The sequence below is a fragment of the Amycolatopsis heterodermiae genome (assembly GCF_034929455.1).
Lineage (GTDB): Bacteria > Actinomycetota > Actinomycetes > Mycobacteriales > Pseudonocardiaceae > Amycolatopsis > Amycolatopsis heterodermiae.
Window position 1 is genome coordinate 327,694 of sequence record NZ_JAYFSI010000005.1, and the last position, 17,249, is coordinate 344,942.

The window sequence follows — 17,249 nt, forward strand, 5'->3', positions numbered from 1 at the left end:
GGCAACCGGTCAGCCGCGGTACCGGTGCACGTCGCAGACGCAGTACATCAGGCGGCAGTCGTAGCACGCGGGCTTGCCGGCGCACGTGATGCAGCGCTCGCAGTGCACCGGCTCGGTGTGCCGCGCGACGTCGTCGGGGCCGTAGCGCTCCCCGCAGTACAGGCACGGCGGCGGCCGGTCCATCCCATCACCTTCGTTCCCGTGGCCGAGCCGCCGCACCGGCGGCGGCTCGGCCACGTCAGCGGCGGTTTCCCGTCACAGTGAGAAAACGATCAACGCGGCACCGTGTCCCTGCCCGGACAGGCCGGGGACGATGCCCTCGAGCCAGCCACCCCAGCCGACCGGCACCGCGACGTACTGCTTGCCGTCGACGGTGTAGGTGCTCGGGCTGCTGTGGTGCCCGCTGCCGCACTGGAAGCTCCAGAGCTTCTCCCCCGTTTCCGCGTGCAGCGCCAGGAAGTCGCCGGCGGGCGTGCCGGCGAACACGACGTTCCCCGCGGTGCTGAGGGTCGACGCGGCCATCGGCATGCCGTCGAGCCGGTGGCGCCACTTCTCCTCGCCGTGGGAGTCGAACGCGCTGACCGAGCCGGCCATGTCGTCGATGTCGACCTCGACGGCGGCACCCCAGTAGGGCATGCCCTCCTTGAACTCGCGGCGGCGCCGCGTCGCGGTCGCGCCCACGTCGGCCACCGGGACGTAGAACAGGTCGTGGTCCGGGTTGTACGACACGTGCGTCCATTCCTTCGCCCCGGCGGGGCCGGGGAAGAAGTGGCAGGGCTCGCCCTCCTTGTCCGGGTACTTCCGGGCGGTCACCTTGCCGTCGCGGGTGATGACGCCCCAGTCGATCCGGTCGACGAACGGCGTGACGTGCTGCAGCTCGCCGTTGGTGCGGTCGAGGACGAACATGTACCCGTTCTTGTCGAAGTGGGCCAGCAGCTTCTTGCCGTCCCGCTCGAACAGGGTCATCTCCATCGTGGAGTCGTAGTCCCACAGGTCGTGCGGGGTGAACTGGTAGTGCCACTGGATCTCGCCCGTGTCGACGTCCAGCGCGACCACGCTGTCGGTGTAGAGGTTGTCCCCTTCGCGGACCTCGCCGTCGAAGTCGGGCGCCGGGTTCCCGGTACCCGCGTAGTAGAGGTTCAGCTCCGGGTCGAAGCTCCCGGTGACCCAGTGGTTCGCGCCGCCGCGCTGCCACGCTTCGCCGTCGGCGGGCCAGGTTTCCGAGCCGGGCTCACCCGGCTTCGGCACGGTGTAGGTGCGCCAGCGCCGCTCGCCGGTCTCGAGGTCCCAGCAGTCGATGTGGCCGCGGACGCCGTACTCGCCCCCGGAGGACCCGGTGATGAGGGTGTCCTTGACGACCAGGGGGGCGATCGTGGCGCTCTCCCCGGCCCGTACGTCGCCGATGGGCTTCTGCCAGATCTTCTTCCCGGTGGTGGCGTCGAGCGCGAGCAGCTGGGCGTTCTGGGTCACCATGTAGACCTTGCCCTTGGCCACCGCGCAGCCCCGGTTGACGTTGGCGCAGCACAGGGTCACGTCGATCGGGATCGCGTGCTTGTAGCGCCACAGCTGCTCGCCGCTCTTCGCGTCGAGCGCCCAGAGCCAGCCGTCCCAGCCGGTGACGAACATGACGCCGTCGACGACCAGCGGGCACGCCTCGAACGCATACGTCGAGGTGGAGGCGATCATCCCGCTCGCGCCCGCCTGGAAGATCCAGGCGACCTTCAGGTCCTTGGCGTTCCCGGCGTTGATCTCCTCGAGCAGGCTGTGCCGCTTGCCGTCGTAGTCGCCGTAGTAGGTGATCCAGTTGTGGGATTCGGCGCGCGCCTGGAGGATGCGCTCGTAGTCCACGCCGCGCGTCACGTCCGGCGCCTGGTGCGGCAGGTTGGACAGCTTGCTGTGGTCGAACGCCTTGCCGGCGTCCAGGTACTCCAGTGTCATGGGTTTCCTGCCTTTCTACGGCCGCGGCTGGGCGGGTCGGTCGAGCTTGGCCTCCGGCGGCACTTCGCCGGTCACGACGATGGCGGCGGTCAGGCCCCGGCCCTCGTCGTTGCCGGCCGGGGAGCCGTACCAGTAGCAGCCGGGACCGTCCAGCTCGATGGTCGCGCTGCCCTTCGAGTGGTTCAGCAGGCCGATGAACTGCTTGTCCCCGTTGCTGGGCAGCAGGCAGGCGTGGGTGTTCTTGTCGTCGTTGATGATCGTCAGTTCGAGGACGCCGGAATGCGGCATGATCAGCACCCCCGGCTCCCACGCCATCGCGTCCTCCCGGATCCGGATGGTCGCTTCCATCGTCCCGTCGGCCCGCTCGTCCGCCCTGGCGATCGTGCCGGACCCGAGCACGGCACCGATGGTCGCCTTGTTCTGTCCGCGCAGTTCGGCCAGGAGGTCTTCTCGTTCCTGGGTGGTCGTCATCGGACCTCACTTCCCAGTGCTGGTGCGCACTTGCGTTGTCCTGCAACGAGTTCGGACTCTACCGCCGAGACCACCGGCACGACATCCGTTGCCACAGAACAGCCGTGGCCCACCGTTCGCCCGGCGAGAGGTACCGTTCAGCGCAGGTCGAACCGGTCGAGTTCCATCACCTTCACCCACGCCGCGACGAAGTCCCGGACGAACCTCCCACCCGCGTCGTCACTCGCGTAAACCTCCGAAAGCGCTCTCAGCTCGGAGTGCGAGCCGAAGAGGAGGTCGACCCGGCTCGCGGTCCACCGCACCTCGCCGGTGTCCCGGTCGCGGCCCTCGTGGACCGCCGTCCAGCTGCCTCCGTCCCGCCTCGGCACCCATTTCGTTCCCATGTCCAGCAAATTGACGAAGAAGTCGTTCGTCAACGTCCCCGGCGCCGGAGTCAGCACGCCCACCGGGGACCGCCGGTGGGTGGCCCCGAGCACCCGCAGCCCGCCGAGCAGCACCGTCATCTCGGGGGCGCTCAAGGTGAGCAGGTTCGCCCGGTCGACCAGCAGGTGCTCCGGCGGCAGCCGGAAGCCGTCGCGCAGGTAGTTCCGGAAGCCGTCCGCCCAGGGCTGCAACGCGCCGAACGACTCGACGTCCGTCCATTCCTGGGTCGCGTCGGTGCGCCCGGGCCGGAACGGGACGGCGGTCTCGTGGCCACCGGCCGCGGCGGCGCGCTCCACCGCCGCGCACCCGCCGAGCACGATCAGGTCGGCCATCGAGATCCGCTTGTCCCCCGGCTGGGCGGCGTTGAACCGCTCCTGGATCCCTTCCAGTGCCGGGAGGACGACGTCGAGCTGCCCGGGTTCGTTGACCGGCCAGCCGCGCTGCGGCGCGAGCCGGATCCGCGCACCGTTCGCCCCGCCGCGCTTGTCGCTGTCGCGGTAGGTGGAAGCCGACGCCCACGCCGTCGCCACGAGCTGCGCCACCGTCAGGCCGGAGCCGAGGATCTCGCGTTTGAGGGCGGCGACGTCGACGGCGTCCACCAGTGCGTGGTCCACCTCCGGCACCGGGTCCTGCCAGAGCAGCCGTTCGGCCGGGACGAGCGCGCCCAGGTACCGCCGCCTCGGGCCCAGGTCGAGGTGGGTCAGCTTGAACCAGGCCCGCGCGAACGCGTCCTCGAACCGGTCCGGGTGCTCGAGGAACCGCCGCGAAATCGCCGCGTAGACCGGATCCTCCTGCAACGAGAGGTCCGTGGTGAGCATGACCGGGTGGTGTCTTTCGTCCGGGTCGAAGGGATCCGGAACGGTGCCCTCGCCCTCGCCGCCGGCCGGGATCCACTGCCACAGCCCCGCCGGGCTGAGCTCAACGTCCCACTGGTACTCGAAGAGCGTCTCGAAGAACGTGTGGTCCCACGTGACGGGAGTGCGCGTCCACATCCCCTCCAGCCCGCTGGTGACCGTGTCCGCGGCGATGCCGCTGCCGTGCCGGCCGGTCCAGCCCAGGCCCTGCGCGGTGAGCGTTGCGGCCTCGGGTTCGGGCCCGCAGGTGACCGGGTCCGCCGGGCCGTGGGTCTTGCCGAAGGTGTGCCCGCCGGCGATGAGCGCCACCGTTTCCTCGTCGCCCAACCCCATCCGCCGGAAGGTCTCCCGGATGTCGCGGGCGGCGAGCCGCGGGTCGGGGTTGGTGGCCGGCCCCTGCGGGTCGACGTAGATCAGCCCCATCGCGGTGGCGGCCAGCGGCTCGTCGAGCTCGCGCAGGCCGCTGTAGCGGTCTTCGGCCAGCCACTTGCGTTCCGGGCCCCAGTACGTCTCGTCGGGCGCCCACACCTCGGCGCGGCCACCGCCGAACCCGAAGGTCTTGAAGCCCATGGATTCCAGGGCCCGGTTGCCGGCGAAGACCATCAGGTCCGCCCAGGAGATCCGGCGCCCGTACTTCTTCTTGACCGGCCACAGCAACCGGCGCGCCTTGTCCAGGTTGCGGTTGTCCGGCCAGCTGTTCAACGGCGCGAAGCGCTGCATCCCGGCGCTGGCACCGCCTCGGCCGTCGCTGACGCGGTAGGTCCCCGCGGCGTGCCAGGCCATGCGCAGCACGAGCGGGCCGTAGTGCCCGAACTCGGCGGGCCACCAGTCCTGGGACGTCGTCAGCACTTCGTCGACGTCGCGCGCCAGTTCGCCGAGATCGAGCGTCGCGAATTCCGCGGCGTAGTCGAAGTCCTCGGGCGGGCGCCGGCGCAGGGCCGTCAGGTCGACGCGGTGCGGCCACCAGTCGTTGGGGTCACCGCTCGCCACCGGCGGGTTCCGCCGCCGGGCCGCCCGGGTCGTGCCCAGGACCTCGTCGTAGGTGCGGTAGACGTGGGTGTCGGGGTTCTCGGGCATCCGGCGTCACCGGCGGTTCAGCCGAAGGCCAGTGGCAGCAGGATCGCCGCGCCGAGCAGCGCGATCCCGCTGAACAGGTCGGACCGGACCCGGACGACCTTGGCGGCCAGCCGCCCCACGTACAGGCCGGCGAACGACATCACCACGGTCATGCCGCCGAAGGCCAGCATCGGGACCACCAGGGAGAACCCGGCGATGCCCAGGCTCGTGCCGGCGACGAAGTTGTCGATGCTCAGCGAAAGCGGCATCCCGAAGAGCGTCACCCAGGGGTGGTCCATGTCCTCCGGCTCCGGGTGCCGGATCGCCCCGACGATGAAGTACACGCCGTACAACCCGAGCGCGGCCGCGCCGACGTACTCCGCCCAGTCACCGAGGAAGTCACCCAGGAAGTGCCCGACGAATCCGCCCAGCAGCGGGCCCACCGCGTCCCACACCCCGAAGACGAGGGCCACCTGCAGAGCGCGCCGCCAGCCGAACGGGATGGTGCCGATGGCGATCGACGAACGGAAGTTGTCGAGACTGAGACCGAAGGCGAGGGCGATCAGCGGAAGAAATTCAAGCGTCACTCGAACCACCTCGAGAGAAGGACCAGGCCGGCGGAAGGCCCCGGTCGGATTCCAGGCCGGGGCCTCACGCCGACGCGGAGACCCGGCGATCAGCCCCGGTAGAAGTAGCCGGTGACCTCAGCGCACACCTCGACGATCGTGTACTCCGGAGTTTCCCATTCCATGTGTTCCTCCTCTTTCGCGGACGTCGAAGAGCATCTGGGATCCGGCGGAGGCGCTACAACCGATCTTGGACCAACGGTCGGCAACCGGTGCCGAACGGCGTCCCGGAACCCACGAGTGGGATCACCTCTCACGCACCGGAACCGTCGGCCTGCGGTGGACGAGCTGCCCGCCGGGTTCCTCCTGGTTGGCCCGGGACAGGGCGTCCAGCACCAGGTGGTGGTCCGGCGAGTGCCGGCAGACCGGGTCGGTGCGTGCCGCGTCGCCGGTCAGCGCGAAGGCCTGGCACCGGCAGCCGCCGAAGTCCAGCTCCTTGCGCGGGCAGCTCCGGCACGGGTCGGGCATCCAGTCCGTGCCCCGGAACGCCTGGAACGCGGCGGACTTCGCCCAGATCCCCGCGAGATCGTGGTCGTGCACCGAAGGAAACTCCATCGTCGTGATCTCGGCCGCCACCGGGCACGGGTAGACCACGCCGTCCGGGGCGACGGTCAGCGCCGTCCGCGCCCAGCCGCCCATGCACGGCTTGGGGTAGGTCTCGTAGTAGTCCGGGAGGATCCAGAGCAGCTCCAGCCGCTCGCCCAGCTCGGCCTTGCGGCGCTCGTAGACGACGACCGCCTCGTCCAGCTGGGCCTTGCTCGGCATCAGCAGTGCACGGTTGCGCAGCGCCCAGCCGTAGTACTGGGCGTTGGCGAGCTCCAGCCGTTCGGCGCCCCACTTCACGCAGACGTCGATGATCGCGTCCAGCCGGTCCAGGTTCAGCCGGTGCAGGACGACGTTCATGTTCAGCGGCAGCCCTGCGTCACGGACGACGCGCGCGGCCGCCTCCTTGCTGTCGAAGCGCTTGCTGGCCGCGATCAGGTCCGTCGCCTCGGCGGCGTCACCCTGGATGCTCAGCTGGGCGCTGTTGAGGCCCGCCGCGACGAGCGATTCCGCGCGGCGCTCGGTGAGCCCGAGGCCGCTGGTGATCAGGTTCGTGTACAGGCCGAGGCGGCGGCACTCGGCGACCAGCGTCTCCAGGTCGCCGCGGACGAGGGGTTCCCCGCCCGAAAAGTGGACCTGCAGGACACCGAGCGCGGCCGCCTCGCCGAGCACCCGCACCCAGTCCCCGGTGGTGAGCTCGTCCTGCTTGCCGAGCAGCGCCAAGGGGTTCGAGCAGTAGACGCAGTGCAACGGGCACCGGTGGGTGACCTCGGCCAGCAGGCCGTAGGGCGGCGGCGGGCCGGTCATGTGACCACCACCCAGCCGCGTCCGCTGGCGTCCTGGAGGAACGCCATGACGTCGCCGGTGAGGTCGGTCGCCTCGAAGTCGTGCTCGAGCCGCTCGACCAGCTGCCGCACGGTCCGGCTGCCGTCGCAGAGCCCCAGGATCGCCGCGCCGGACTTGTTCAGGAGCACGACTCTCTCGGGCAGCAGGAGCAACTCCACGTCCCGGACGCTGTCGTGCTTGAGCATCGCCTTCGTCGCCAGCCGGGGCGTGGCCGTCAGATCGTCGACGTCCATCACGAACTCTTGCCGTAGGCGAGCTGCACGGCGTCGAGCAGGCTCCAGAGCACGTCGCACTTGAACTCCAGCGCCCGCGCGCAGGCGTCCTGCTGCTCCCGGGACTTCGCGTGGCCGAGCACCAGGTCGAGCAGGTGCGCGATGTCCTTCGGCTGCTGGGTGAGCCGGGCCCGGAAGTAGTCCAGGCCTTCCGCTGCGACCCACGGGTAGTGCTGCCGGACGTCGGCGATCCGGCGGCTGAGCAGGTCCGGCGCGAACAGCTCGGTCAGCGCCGACGCCACGGATTCCAGCCACGGCTTCCGCCGGCAGAAGTCCACGTAGGCGTCCACGGCGAAGCGCACGCCGGGCAGCACCGTGTCGTCGTCGAACAGCTGCTCGCGGGTCAGCCCGACGGCTTCGCCCAGGCGTACCCACTTCTCGAGGCCGCCTTCGTCGCCCGTGCGCCCGTCGTGGTCGATGATGCGCTGGATCCAGCGGCGCCGGTCGTCGCGGCCGGGGAGCTTGGTCAGGATGAACGCGTCCTTCACCGGCAGGTTCACCTGGTAGTAGAAGCGGTTCCGCACCCACCCCCGGAACTCCTCCTCGGTCAGCGAGCCCGCGTGCATGCGTTCGTTGAACGGGTGCAGGTGGTGGTACCGCTTCTCCCCGATCGATCGCAGCCGCGCTTCGAACTCTTCTTCCGACCAGGCGTTCACACTTCCACCTCCAAGCCGGCTCGGCCGACCTCGATGCCCAGGTCGGTCAGCCGGCGCCGCTGCGGGGACTCTTCGTCGAGCATCGGGTTGGTGTTGTTGATGTGCGTGTAGATCTTCCGGGCCGCGGGCAGCGCGGCCAGCGCGCGGGCGGAGCCGTCGGCCCCGCCGACGGGCAGGTGCCCCATCGAGCGCCCGGTCCGGTTTCCCGCGCCCTGACCGGACATTTCGTCGTCCGTCCAAAATGTACCGTCCAGGAAGACGCAGTCGGCCGACGCCACCTGCGCGGCGAACGCGGCGTCCCACCGGGGCAACGTCGGCGCGTACACCACGGTTCCGCCCGTCACCCGGTCTTCCAGGCGGAAGCCCACCTCCCACTCGGCCGAGTCGCGCGGACGCCCGACGTAGCGGGGCGCCTTGGACCCGGTCGGGAAGGCGGTCACGCGCAGGCGGTCGTCCAGGTCCAGGGGCCGGCCGGGTTCGAGCCGGGACCAGGAGAGGTCCGCGTAGTCGCTCAGCAGGTCCCGGACCGGGAAGGACGAGGTCAGCGCGTCCAGCACGGGAGAGGTCCCGTACACCGTCAGCGCCGATCCCTCGCGCAGCACGAGCAGGCCGATCGTGTGGTCGAACTCCGCGTCCGTCAGCAGCACCCCGGCCACCGGCGTCTCACGGGTTCCCGGTCCCGGGTGCAGCGCGGGATCCGCCGCGATCTGGTGGTGGAACTCCGGGGTGGCGTTCAGCAGGAACCACCGCTCACCGGTGCCGGAGACGGCGATCCCGGCGTGGGTCGTCGCGGCTTCGGGCTTGGCACGGGCCTTCCGGCAGCCGTCGCACGCGCAGTTCCACTGCGGATATCCGCCGCCGGCCGCGACTCCGAGACAGTGCACGAACATGACTGTTACCTTCGGCGCCCCGCGCCGCACCCGGCAACCGATCACGAACGACCGGCCCCGAATCCCGGACGAACGGCGGCCGTCCCACCACGAGCGGCCGCTCAGCCCGCCGTGGTCCGGATCCCGGCCAGACGGGCCGCCGCGGCAAAGCCGTCGTCGGTACCGGGCCAGTGGGCCCGCACGGCCTCGAGCCCCGCACGGCGGACGACACCCCGCAGGACGGCGGTGACGAGGATGGCATCGTCGGCGTGACCGAGCACCGGGATGAAGTCGGGAATCAGGTCGATCGGCATGGCGAGGTAGACCAGCAGAAGGCCGAGCCGAACCCGGACCCCGCGGGGCAGGGCCGGATCCGCGGCCAGCCGCCGGATGAGCCGCAGCACATCGGGCAGCAGCCGCAGGGCTTCGCGCAGCAGCCCACCCCGCGGCCGCACAAGAACGAGCGCAACAATCAACGCAAGCCAGGCCACCACAAGCGCAACGGCGATGCCGATCAGCAGGTCCCACCAGAACGAGCCGGTCATGACCGGTCAACGGCGCGAAGCCGGGGCGCCGGACGGCCGGGGGCTTCGGGGGCCTCCGCAAGCTCAGCCGCAGCCTCACCAACAGCGCTCCGGGCCACCGGACGATCGGGAGCCTCAGCCCGAAGGGCAGCTCCCTCGAAACCGGCAGCACCCTCGCCAACGCCACGAAGCCCCACTGCCGGACGATCGGAGGCCTCAGCCTGAAGAGCGGCCTCCTCAAATTCGACCAGCCCGGCAGCGGCCTCGCCAACAGCGCTCCGGGCTACCGGACGATCGGGAGCCTCAGCCCGAAGAGCGGCTCCCTCGAAATCGACCAGCCCAGCCGCGGCCTCGCCAACGCCGCGGAGCCCAGGTTCCGAACGATCGGAGGCCTTCGCCTGAAGAGCCGCTTCCTCAAAATCGGCCAGCCCGGCCGCGGCCTCGCCAACGCCACAGAGCCCGGACGCCGGACGATCGGCGGCCTCAGCCCGAAGAGCGGCCTCCTCGAAGTCCGCGAGCCCAGCAGCGGCCTCCTCAACGCCACGAAGCCCAGGTGCCGGACGGCCGGGGGCCTCAGCCCGAAGAGCGGCTCCCTCGAAATCGACCAGCCCAGCAGCGACCTCGCCAACGCCGCCGAGCCCAGGTGCCGGGCTGTCGGGAGCCTCCGCCTGAAGAGCGGCTCCCTCGAAGTCCGCCAGCCCAGCAGCGGCGTTCCGGCCAGGCGCCGCACGATCGGGAGCCTCAGCCTGAAGAGCGGCCTCCTCGAAATCCGCCAGCTCAGCAGCAGCCTCGTCAACAGCGTTCCGAGCCTCCCGGCCACCCGGCGCCCCGAAGTAGTCGCGGGCGGCGATCTTGTCCATCCAGCTCCGGAACCGCTGCAGGTCGGCCTCGGACTCCTCGACCTCGGCGTACGTGAGATTGCCGCGGGCTCGTTCGTCGGCGAGTTCGCGGCGCAGCGCGGGGATCCGTTCGAGGACTTCGCCGTACTCGATGTCGCGGGCGGCGTCCAGCTCGGCGATCACGGCCGCTTCCTCGGCCGGCTCGGTGAAGGTCATCGACAGCACCCGCGCGGTGCCGCCCTGGCGGCGGACCCGGTCGGCCAGCCGGTGGACCTCCCGCACCACCTCGGGGCGGGCCGGCAGCAGGCACACCGACTGCTGCAGGTAGAGCGCGCCGAGGGACCGGAGCTTGCGCCAGACCTGCACGCGCAGCGAGTCGGGCGCGCCGGCGGTCGACACGCTGATCACCAGCCAGGCACCCATCCGGCGCATGTTACGCCCGTAACATCGGCCTGGTCCAGCCGTAACAAGGGCGGTCAGGCGAGCGGGAACCGCTTGCCCAGCCAGGCGGTGATCTCCGCCGCCGCCAGCTCGTTGCCCGTGGGTTCGCCTTCGGCGAGGGCGCCGCCGAAGTGGAGGCCGCGCACCGACGTCGTCGTCAGGTCCGGCGCGCCCAGCGACGCGATCATCCGCCGGGAGTCCGCCGGGAACGCCGCCTGGTCGCCGGTCAGCTCGACGAACAGCGTCGGCACGGTGACACCCGGGCCGCACCGGACGAAGTCGGCGCGGGAGCTCAGGCCGGACCACGTCGACAGCCACGCCTCGGGCGTCGTGAGCCGGCCGAAGCCGACCAGGCCGTAGTCGATGAGGTCGGGGCGCTTGCCGAACAGCGAGCCGTACGGGCGCTCGCTGGGGTCCAGCGTCAGGTCGACCGTGCGCGGGTCGGCGTCGGTGCGGAACACCGTGATGATCCGCGGTGCCAGCGACCGCCGCCGGTCCTCGGCCCGCCCGCCGGCCTTGAACGCCTTGCGCGCCGACGTGGCTTGCGCCAGGTACTCCCGCGCGACGGCGTCGATCCGGGCGACACGGTCGTGTTGCGCCGCCCGGTAGGCGTCCAGGAATTCCGGGGCGTAGTGCGCACTCTCCGGTGGTTCGGCGAACCCGTTGGCCGGGGCGAACAGGTTGAGGTCGGGACGCACCGACATCGGGTCCGTCTCGTCGGCCACCGCCGGGTCGATGCAGGCGAGCAGCAGCTTGCCCTGGCCCGGGTGCGGCGCCAGGAACACGACGCCGTCCGGCACCGGCATTTCGGCTTCGGCCAGCTCGACCGGCCGGCCGCCGGGCGTGGTTTCGACGCGGTCCGCGCGGGCGGCCTGCTCGCAGTAGTACGCGAAGAGCGCGCCGCCGCCCGAATGCCCCAGCAGCACCCGCGCGTCGAACCCGCGCTCCCGCAGGAAGACCTGCCCGGCGGCGACGTCGAGCAGGGCCTGCTCGTGGACCAGGTTCAGGTCGTTGTTGACCGACCGGGTGTGCTGGGTCCACACCGCGACCCCGGCCGCCAGCAGCAGCGGGACGAGCGGGTGGTGCGTCAGGTCCTGCCGCGGGTGCATCAGCGACACGACGGTCCGCGCACCGGCCACAGTGGACAGTACGCCGCGCACGGTGGCACCGTCCACTGTGGTCAGTTCGTGGACCGACGTCGCGGTCGAGTCCGGCCGCTCCCCCGCGGCGAGGTAACGGCCGGCGCCCAGGCGTTCGCTCACACCGGCTCCACGCGCAGGGCGTTCTTGTCGTGCTGGGTGATCCGGCTGTCGCGGGCCACCCCGCCGACGCACGAGTACCAGACCGCGTGGCGGCAGCCGGTGGCGCGCCGGTCGACCACGATCGGGCCGGCCGCACTGATCTCGAAGTACGGCCCGATCCGCCCGACCGTGACGGCGGGGTCCTCGTCGGCGATCTTCGCGACGGCGGTGTTCTCCGGGATGTCGAGGACGTACAGCGTGGTCATCGCGCCGGTGCCCAGTCGGCCGCGCGCTCGACGATCAGCTCCGCCTTGCGCGCCAGCAGCTTCCCGAAACTCGGCTCCGGTTCGCCGACGACGTCGAGCAGCGCGTCGATCGTCAGGTTCGCGTCCAGGTCCTCCTGCGGGGTGACCGGCCGCATCGCGCGGGTGATCTCGAACATGTAGCCGTTCGGGTCGTGGGTGTAGATCGACTCGATCGTCTCGTGCTGGATCTGCATCTCGACCGGCCACGCGCTCGCGTCGAGCCGGCGGCGGTACTCGAGCAGGTCCGCCTCCTCGTCGACGTGGATCGCCAGGTGCCGCGACCGCACGAAGTACTCGGGCACGTCGGCGCCGAACCGCGCGTAGACGTCACCCTTCACCCCTTGCGCGCCACCCACTTCGGGCTTGGCGCCGAAGTAGTAGAAGAACGCGATCCGGTCGTCGTTGCCGATGTCGAAGAAGAAGTGGATGAAGTCGGGGTGGTCCTCCGGCCCCCAGCCCGCCGCGCAGATCGAGTGCACGACCGGGAACCCCAGCACGTCCCGGTAGAAGTGCACCGTGGCGGCGGGGTCGAAGGTCGGGAAGGCGACGTGGTCGACACCCCGCACCCGGTGGTCCAGCTCGGTCATGACAAACCTCCCGCGTCGGTCTTGTGCCTTCACCGTACGCGGGAGTCGACGAGTGAGTCAATATTCTGACGACTGTGCCGAATTGCTCACACGTCGAGGATGCGCTCCAGGTGCTCGAGGTCCTGGCGCAGCATCTTCAACGCCGCGGCCGGGCCTTCGCCGTCGAGGACGTGCTGGTCGGGGCGCTGCAGGGAGCCGACGGCCATGTCGGCGAGCTGCGTGACGACCGACTCCGCCGTGTCGCGGCCGCCCGGGTGGAACCACCAGGCCACCCAGTTGCACATGCCGAGCACCCCCAGCGCCGCGACGCGGGAGTCGACCGGCCGGAAGCGCCCGGCGCGGACGCCGTCGTCGACCACGCCGGCGATCGTCTTGAGCACGGCGCGGCGGCTCTGGTCGTAGGCCTCGGTCAGCTCCGCGGGCAGCTCGGCCTCCGACCGGATGAGCAGCCGGAACCGCTCGGGCTGCCGGACCCGGCGCCCGACGATGATCTCCACGATCCCGCGCAGCTTCCGCACCGGGTCGGCGTCGTCGCGGGCCGCGAGCGCGGCGAGCTCCTCCAGCGGCCCGTCGGTGACCTCGGTGACGAGCTTCGCGAGCAGCTCCTCCTTGCTCCGGACGTAGTAGTAGAGCGCCGGGCGCGTGATGCCGAGGGCATCGGCGATGTCCTGCAGGCTCGTGCCGGCGAACCCGCGCTCGGCGAACAGCCGGGTCGCGTGCTCGTAGAGCTCGTTCTCCACCAGCTCCCGCCGCGCGGTGGTGCCCTTTTCGCGGGACGAGCCCCGCGGTGTGCTGCCGCTCATCCTGGTGATGGTAGAGGTCCCGCGAGCAGCCGCCCGGCTCCCGGGAGGCGCGGCGAGAGGTTCAGGGCGCGCAACAGCGTGTACGCCCCGGCCGTCGCCGCCGACAGCACCGGCAGCCCGAACTCGGTCTCCGCGGGCTCGACGAGGTCCAGCGACGGCATCTGGACGCAGGCGGAGATCACGAGCGCGTCGGCGCCGGTGAGGTCGAGCCCGCGCGCCGCGGCCAGCACCCGCTCGCCCGGGATGCACCCCACCTCGGCGTTGTCCCCGACCTCCAGGGCGACCCAGTCGACGACGTCGAAGCCCTCCGCACGCAGGTAGGCGACGACCTCCTCGGCCAGCGGCCGCAGGTACGGCGTGACCAGGGCGATCCGCCGGGCGCCGAGCGCGCGCAGGCCCTCGACGAGGGCACCGGCGCTGGACAGCACGGCCGGGTGCGCGCCGCGGGCTGAGAGCTGCGCGGTGACGCCTTTCTCGGTGCGCTCGTGCTCGCCCGGCCCCTGCGCCATCACCGCGACGAGGCAGGCGTAGAGCAGCGCGTCGACGCCCGCGTCGGCCAGCTCGTCGACGCAGCGTTCGCGTTGCGCGTTCATCGCGCGCAGCTCCTCCGGCGACACCTGGTGCATCCGCATCCGGCTGGCGTGGAAGGAAAAGGCTTCGGGGTGCCGCGCGAGCAGCGCCGGGATCTCCGTCTCGACGGTGACGTTCGAGCTGGGCACGACGAGGCCGATGCGGTGCGGGGTCACGACGTTCCTCCTTGTTCGGTGGCGAGTTTCGCGGCGATCTCCGCCTGCAGGCGCTTCTTGTCGAGCTTGCCGACGAGGGTGCGCGGGATTTCGGGGACGAGCTCGACCCGTTCGGGCCACTTGAACTTCGCCACGCCCAGCTCGGCGAAGTGCCGCTGTACCTCGGGCAGGTCCAGCGGCCCGCCGACGACGAACGCGCACGAGCGCTCGCCCAGCCGCGGGTCCGGCATGGCCACCACCGCGGCGCCGGTGACGCGCGGGTGGCGCAGCAGGAGCAGTTCGACCTCTTCGGCGTTGATCTTCTCGCCGCCGCGGTTGATGACGTCCTTGATCCGGCCTTCGATCGAGACGTACCGCTCGCCGTCGATGACGCGCACCGCGGCGAGGTCACCGGTGCGGTAGAAGCCGTCGGTGGTGAACGCGCGCGCGTTGTGCTCGGCCGCGTCGAAGTAGCCACGCAGCGTGTACGGCCCGCGGCAGCACAGTTCGCCGACCTCGCCGTCCGGAACCTCGTCTTCGGTGCCCGGTTCCAGCACACGCACTTCGTCCAGTTCGGACAGTGGCGTGCCGACGGTCGTGGCGCGCGCGAGCCGCGACGCGCCCGGCCGGGTGGTGAGGAACAGGCCCTCCCCCATGCCGAACAGCTGGCCCGACCACAGCCCGCGGCGTTCGAGGTCGTCGAACAGCGCCGGCGGGATCTTGCTGCCGGACAGCACCACCTGCGTGAGCGCGGCCGCGGCGGCGGCGAACCCGGGGTGCCCGGCGGCCTGGAAGTGGCCGTGGCCGAGCAGGACGTGCGTGGGCGCTTCGCGGGCCAGCAGCGGCAACGCCGTGTCCAGGTCGGCCGGCGCGAGGACCAGGCACGCGCCGACGCTGTGCGCGGCGTGCAGGGCGCAGACGATCCCCGCGTTGTGCACGATCGGGATCAGGTGCGCGACCCGCGTTTCCGCGTCCCAGCCCCAGGAACGCGCGTAGGCGAGGGAGTTGTACCAGTACTCCGCGTGCAGCCGCGGGATCACCTTCGGCACGCCGGTGGTGCCGCCGGAGAGCTGGAACACCGCGACCTCGTCCGGGCCGATCCCGGCCTGGATCTCTTCGACGGTCTTGCGCGCGGCGCCGGCGTCGAGGTCCGCGCCGAGCCCGGCGACGGCGGTGCCGCGCGGGTCGTCGCCCAGCACCAGCACGTGCCGCAGCGTCGGGTGGTCACGGCCCTGCTCGAGCGCGAACCCGACCAGGTCGAACCCGCCGGTCTCCACCAGGTGCGCGACGGCGCCGACCCGGCGGCTGACCGCGCCGATCTCGTGCCCGCGGTGGGCCGGCAGGGTGCACACCGGGACCAGGCCCGCCTTGAGCACGCCGTACCAGGCGAGCACCGTGGCGAGGCGGTTCGAAACCTGCAGGAGCACCGGGTCCCCGGGCCGCAGGCCGAGCCCGGCCAGGCCCGCGGCCAGCAGGTCGGTGCGCTCGTCCAGCTCGGCGAAGGTGATCCGGCCGTCGAGGGCGACGACGGCCTCGCGGTCCGGGTGGGCCCGCGCGACGAGGTGCAGCTGGTCGGTGATCGTGCGGGTGCCCCACAGCCCGCCGTCCCGGTAGGCGCGCACGGCGGCCTCCGGGTAGGCGACGACCTTGTCACCCCAGCTGCCACCCCAGCTCATGCGGTCTCCTCGATCAGGTCGGTGCGGGCACTCACGAGCCCCGCGGCCAGGTCGTCCCGCAGGGCCGCGGGCCCTTCCACCAGGATGAGCCCACCGGCTTCGAGGCGGACGCGCTCGGCGAGGTCCAGCCGGGTGAGCAGCGCGCCGCGGTCACCCGGTCCGGTGAACCGGAAGCCGGTCGCGCCCCGCTCGCGGGCCGCGCGGGCCCGGGCCACGACCGCGTCGCCGGTCTCGTCCCACGGGTCCGCGACGACGTCGTCGACCGTGACGAGGTCGCCGGGCGGGGTGACCGCCCGGTCCAGGACCCAGTCGACGAGCCCGTCCGCGGGCGGCGACGTCCCGGCGTACTGCGTCAGCGCCGTGGTGACGAGGGCCGGGCTGCCGGCCGCGAAGCGCTCGAGGGGGACGTTCCCGGCGCGGGTCATGTAGGCGACCATCAGCTGTTCGGCCGGCAGGTGCGCCCGCGAGGGGAACGACTCCCACCACAACTGGCTGCGGCGGGCCAGCTCCTGCAGCCGTTCGACGCCGGGACGGCGGTCCGCCTCGTAGCCGGCGAACGCGCTCTCGAGGTCGTCGGCGTCCCGGAGCGCCTCGACCAGGCCGATCGCGTCCTCCATCGCGAGCTTCGTGCCGGAGCCGATGGAGAAGTGCGCGGTGTGCGCGGCGTCGCCGAGCAGCACGGTCGAGCCGGCCGACCACCGGGCACAGTGGACGGTCCGGAACCGCAGCCACCGCGTGCGGTTGCCGATCAGCGGGTGCCCGCGCAGCAGCTCGGCGAACGCTTCTTCCAGGTACCGCAAGGACGTTTCGTCCGAGGAGGTCTCTTCGGTGGTGACGTCAAAGCCGGCCCGGCGCCAGGTGCGCTCGTCGGTCTCGATGAGGACGGTGCTGTGACCCGTGCCGTACGGGTAGGCGTGGGTGACGAAGACGCCGTGCTCGGTGCGCACCGGCGCGAACACCGCGTCGTCCAGCGCGAAGTCGGCCCCGCACCACAGGTACAGGCCGCGCCCGGTGCCGATCGCCGCCCCGAACGGGCCCTGCTCGCGGGTCGCGCTGCCGACGCCGTCGGCGGCGACCACCAGGTCGGCGTCGAGGTCGGCGGCCGACCGGCGGACGCCGAAGCTCAGGCTGACCCCGGCCTTCTCCGCGTGGCGCTGCAGGATCGCCAGCAGCTCGGTGCGGGCGACGCCGATCAGGCGGTCGTTGCGGACCCGGGCGACGCGCCCGCCGACCCGCAGGGTCATGTCGTGCCGGCACCCCGCGGCGACGACGTCGCGCAGCGTGTCGGGGTCGGCCGCGGCCAGCTTGCGCTGGGTGCCGGCGGCCAGCCCGACGCCGAACCCGAAGGTCGCGTCCGGCTCGCCCTGCTCGTGCACGACGACTTCGCAGGACGGGAACGCCAGCTTGAGCAGTCTCGCGGCGTAGAGCCCTCCCGGCCCGCCACCCAGCACCGCGACCCGACGTGGCTGCATCCCGACCTCCTTGTTTGACGAATACGTCGACTATTTGACGTCAACGACCACGACCCGTCAAGAGGGTTGACTCTCGTCACAT

19 protein-coding genes are annotated in these 17,249 nt (G+C 71.6%); all 19 read right to left on the minus strand.

Annotated features, from left to right (window positions below; all coding sequences use genetic code 11):
• Nucleotides 1–9 precede the first annotated feature (9 nt).
• The 19 genes from VA596_RS23705 to VA596_RS23790 all read right to left on the minus strand — a co-directional run bounded on the left by VA596_RS23705 (nt 10) and on the right by VA596_RS23790 (nt 17,167).
• A complete protein-coding gene (locus tag VA596_RS23705; RefSeq protein WP_323330123.1) occupies nt 10–183 on the minus strand; it encodes a recombination activating protein 1 in 174 nt (57 codons plus the stop codon).
• A gap of 72 nt (nt 184–255) precedes the next feature.
• The gene (locus tag VA596_RS23710; RefSeq protein ID WP_323330124.1) at nt 256–1,938 is read right to left on the minus strand and encodes a PQQ-dependent dehydrogenase, methanol/ethanol family; all 1,683 of its coding nucleotides are present in this window, start codon (nt 1,936–1,938) and stop codon (nt 256–258) included.
• 15 nt (nt 1,939–1,953) lie between these two features.
• Nucleotides 1,954–2,409, minus strand: a complete 456-nt coding sequence (locus tag VA596_RS23715) for an MSMEG_3727 family PQQ-associated protein (RefSeq protein WP_284740020.1) — start codon at nt 2,407–2,409, stop codon at nt 1,954–1,956.
• Nucleotides 2,410–2,546: 137 nt separating this feature from the next.
• Complete coding sequence (gene katG / locus VA596_RS23720; RefSeq protein ID WP_323330126.1) at nt 2,547–4,763, minus strand: catalase/peroxidase HPI; 2,217 nt, start codon at nt 4,761–4,763, stop codon at nt 2,547–2,549.
• 17 nt (nt 4,764–4,780) lie between these two features.
• Nucleotides 4,781–5,329 carry a manganese efflux pump MntP gene (locus tag VA596_RS23725; RefSeq protein ID WP_323330127.1) on the minus strand — a complete coding sequence of 183 codons (549 nt, stop codon included), beginning with the start codon at nt 5,327–5,329 and terminating at the stop codon, nt 4,781–4,783.
• 89 nt (nt 5,330–5,418) lie between these two features.
• The gene (pqqA, locus tag VA596_RS50675; RefSeq protein WP_395928041.1) at nt 5,419–5,493 is read right to left on the minus strand and encodes a pyrroloquinoline quinone precursor peptide PqqA; all 75 of its coding nucleotides are present in this window, start codon (nt 5,491–5,493) and stop codon (nt 5,419–5,421) included.
• A 121-nt stretch (nt 5,494–5,614) separates the two neighbouring features.
• A complete protein-coding gene (gene pqqE, locus VA596_RS23730) occupies nt 5,615–6,718 on the minus strand; it encodes a pyrroloquinoline quinone biosynthesis protein PqqE (protein WP_323330128.1) in 1,104 nt (367 codons plus the stop codon).
• Nucleotides 6,715–6,990 carry a pyrroloquinoline quinone biosynthesis peptide chaperone PqqD gene (gene pqqD, locus VA596_RS23735; protein ID WP_323330129.1) on the minus strand — a complete coding sequence of 92 codons (276 nt, stop codon included), beginning with the start codon at nt 6,988–6,990 and terminating at the stop codon, nt 6,715–6,717. The genes pqqE and pqqD overlap by 4 nt, the downstream gene beginning before the upstream one ends.
• Complete coding sequence (pqqC, locus tag VA596_RS23740; RefSeq protein ID WP_323330131.1) at nt 6,990–7,685, minus strand: pyrroloquinoline-quinone synthase PqqC; 696 nt, start codon at nt 7,683–7,685, stop codon at nt 6,990–6,992. Before pqqC ends, pqqD begins: the two co-directional genes overlap by 1 nt.
• On the minus strand, nt 7,682–8,575 hold the full coding sequence (pqqB, locus tag VA596_RS23745; protein ID WP_323330132.1) for a pyrroloquinoline quinone biosynthesis protein PqqB: 894 nt from the start codon (nt 8,573–8,575) through the stop codon (nt 7,682–7,684). Before pqqB ends, pqqC begins: the two co-directional genes overlap by 4 nt.
• Nucleotides 8,576–8,676: 101 nt before the next feature.
• Complete coding sequence (locus tag VA596_RS23750; RefSeq protein WP_323330134.1) at nt 8,677–9,099, minus strand: YkvA family protein; 423 nt, start codon at nt 9,097–9,099, stop codon at nt 8,677–8,679.
• Nucleotides 9,096–10,340: a Chromate resistance protein ChrB gene (locus tag VA596_RS23755; RefSeq protein ID WP_323330136.1), complete on the minus strand. Its 1,245-nt coding sequence runs from the start codon at nt 10,338–10,340 to the stop codon at nt 9,096–9,098. Before VA596_RS23755 ends, VA596_RS23750 begins: the two co-directional genes overlap by 4 nt.
• A gap of 53 nt (nt 10,341–10,393) precedes the next feature.
• Complete coding sequence (locus VA596_RS23760; RefSeq protein ID WP_323330137.1) at nt 10,394–11,620, minus strand: alpha/beta fold hydrolase; 1,227 nt, start codon at nt 11,618–11,620, stop codon at nt 10,394–10,396.
• Entirely contained in the window at nt 11,617–11,865 is a 249-nt protein-coding gene (locus tag VA596_RS23765) for a hypothetical protein (RefSeq protein WP_323330139.1), read from the minus strand. The genes VA596_RS23760 and VA596_RS23765 overlap by 4 nt, the downstream gene beginning before the upstream one ends.
• The gene (locus tag VA596_RS23770) at nt 11,862–12,491 is read right to left on the minus strand and encodes a VOC family protein (RefSeq protein ID WP_323330140.1); all 630 of its coding nucleotides are present in this window, start codon (nt 12,489–12,491) and stop codon (nt 11,862–11,864) included. The genes VA596_RS23765 and VA596_RS23770 overlap by 4 nt, the downstream gene beginning before the upstream one ends.
• Nucleotides 12,492–12,577: 86 nt before the next feature.
• Nucleotides 12,578–13,294: a TetR/AcrR family transcriptional regulator gene (locus VA596_RS23775; protein WP_323330142.1), complete on the minus strand. Its 717-nt coding sequence runs from the start codon at nt 13,292–13,294 to the stop codon at nt 12,578–12,580.
• Nucleotides 13,291–14,040, minus strand: coding sequence for a maleate cis-trans isomerase family protein (locus tag VA596_RS23780; RefSeq protein WP_323330143.1), 750 nt, complete (start codon nt 14,038–14,040; stop codon nt 13,291–13,293). The genes VA596_RS23775 and VA596_RS23780 overlap by 4 nt, the downstream gene beginning before the upstream one ends.
• Nucleotides 14,037–15,695, minus strand: coding sequence for a (2,3-dihydroxybenzoyl)adenylate synthase (locus tag VA596_RS23785; protein ID WP_323330144.1), 1,659 nt, complete (start codon nt 15,693–15,695; stop codon nt 14,037–14,039). The genes VA596_RS23780 and VA596_RS23785 overlap by 4 nt, the downstream gene beginning before the upstream one ends.
• On the minus strand, nt 15,692–17,167 hold the full coding sequence (locus tag VA596_RS23790) for an FAD-dependent monooxygenase (protein ID WP_323330145.1): 1,476 nt from the start codon (nt 17,165–17,167) through the stop codon (nt 15,692–15,694). Before VA596_RS23790 ends, VA596_RS23785 begins: the two co-directional genes overlap by 4 nt.
• Between the last annotated feature and the right edge of the window lie 82 nt (nt 17,168–17,249).

Coding starts and splice junctions, on each gene's coding strand:
- VA596_RS23705 (WP_323330123.1), bottom strand. CDS start 183: ATGGACCGGCCGCCGCCGTGCCTGTACTGCGGGGAGCGCTACGGCCCC.
- VA596_RS23710 (WP_323330124.1), bottom strand. CDS start 1,938: ATGACACTGGAGTACCTGGACGCCGGCAAGGCGTTCGACCACAGCAAG.
- VA596_RS23715 (WP_284740020.1), bottom strand. CDS start 2,409: ATGACGACCACCCAGGAACGAGAAGACCTCCTGGCCGAACTGCGCGGA.
- katG (WP_323330126.1), bottom strand. CDS start 4,763: ATGCCCGAGAACCCCGACACCCACGTCTACCGCACCTACGACGAGGTC.
- pqqE (WP_323330128.1), bottom strand. CDS start 6,718: ATGACCGGCCCGCCGCCGCCCTACGGCCTGCTGGCCGAGGTCACCCAC.
- pqqD (WP_323330129.1), bottom strand. CDS start 6,990: ATGGACGTCGACGATCTGACGGCCACGCCCCGGCTGGCGACGAAGGCG.
- pqqB (WP_323330132.1), bottom strand. CDS start 8,575: ATGTTCGTGCACTGTCTCGGAGTCGCGGCCGGCGGCGGATATCCGCAG.
- VA596_RS23750 (WP_323330134.1), bottom strand. CDS start 9,099: ATGACCGGCTCGTTCTGGTGGGACCTGCTGATCGGCATCGCCGTTGCG.
- VA596_RS23755 (WP_323330136.1), bottom strand. CDS start 10,340: ATGGGTGCCTGGCTGGTGATCAGCGTGTCGACCGCCGGCGCGCCCGAC.
- VA596_RS23765 (WP_323330139.1), bottom strand. CDS start 11,865: ATGACCACGCTGTACGTCCTCGACATCCCGGAGAACACCGCCGTCGCG.
- VA596_RS23770 (WP_323330140.1), bottom strand. CDS start 12,491: ATGACCGAGCTGGACCACCGGGTGCGGGGTGTCGACCACGTCGCCTTC.
- VA596_RS23775 (WP_323330142.1), bottom strand. CDS start 13,294: ATGAGCGGCAGCACACCGCGGGGCTCGTCCCGCGAAAAGGGCACCACC.
- VA596_RS23785 (WP_323330144.1), bottom strand. CDS start 15,695: ATGAGCTGGGGTGGCAGCTGGGGTGACAAGGTCGTCGCCTACCCGGAG.
- VA596_RS23790 (WP_323330145.1), bottom strand. CDS start 17,167: ATGCAGCCACGTCGGGTCGCGGTGCTGGGTGGCGGGCCGGGAGGGCTC.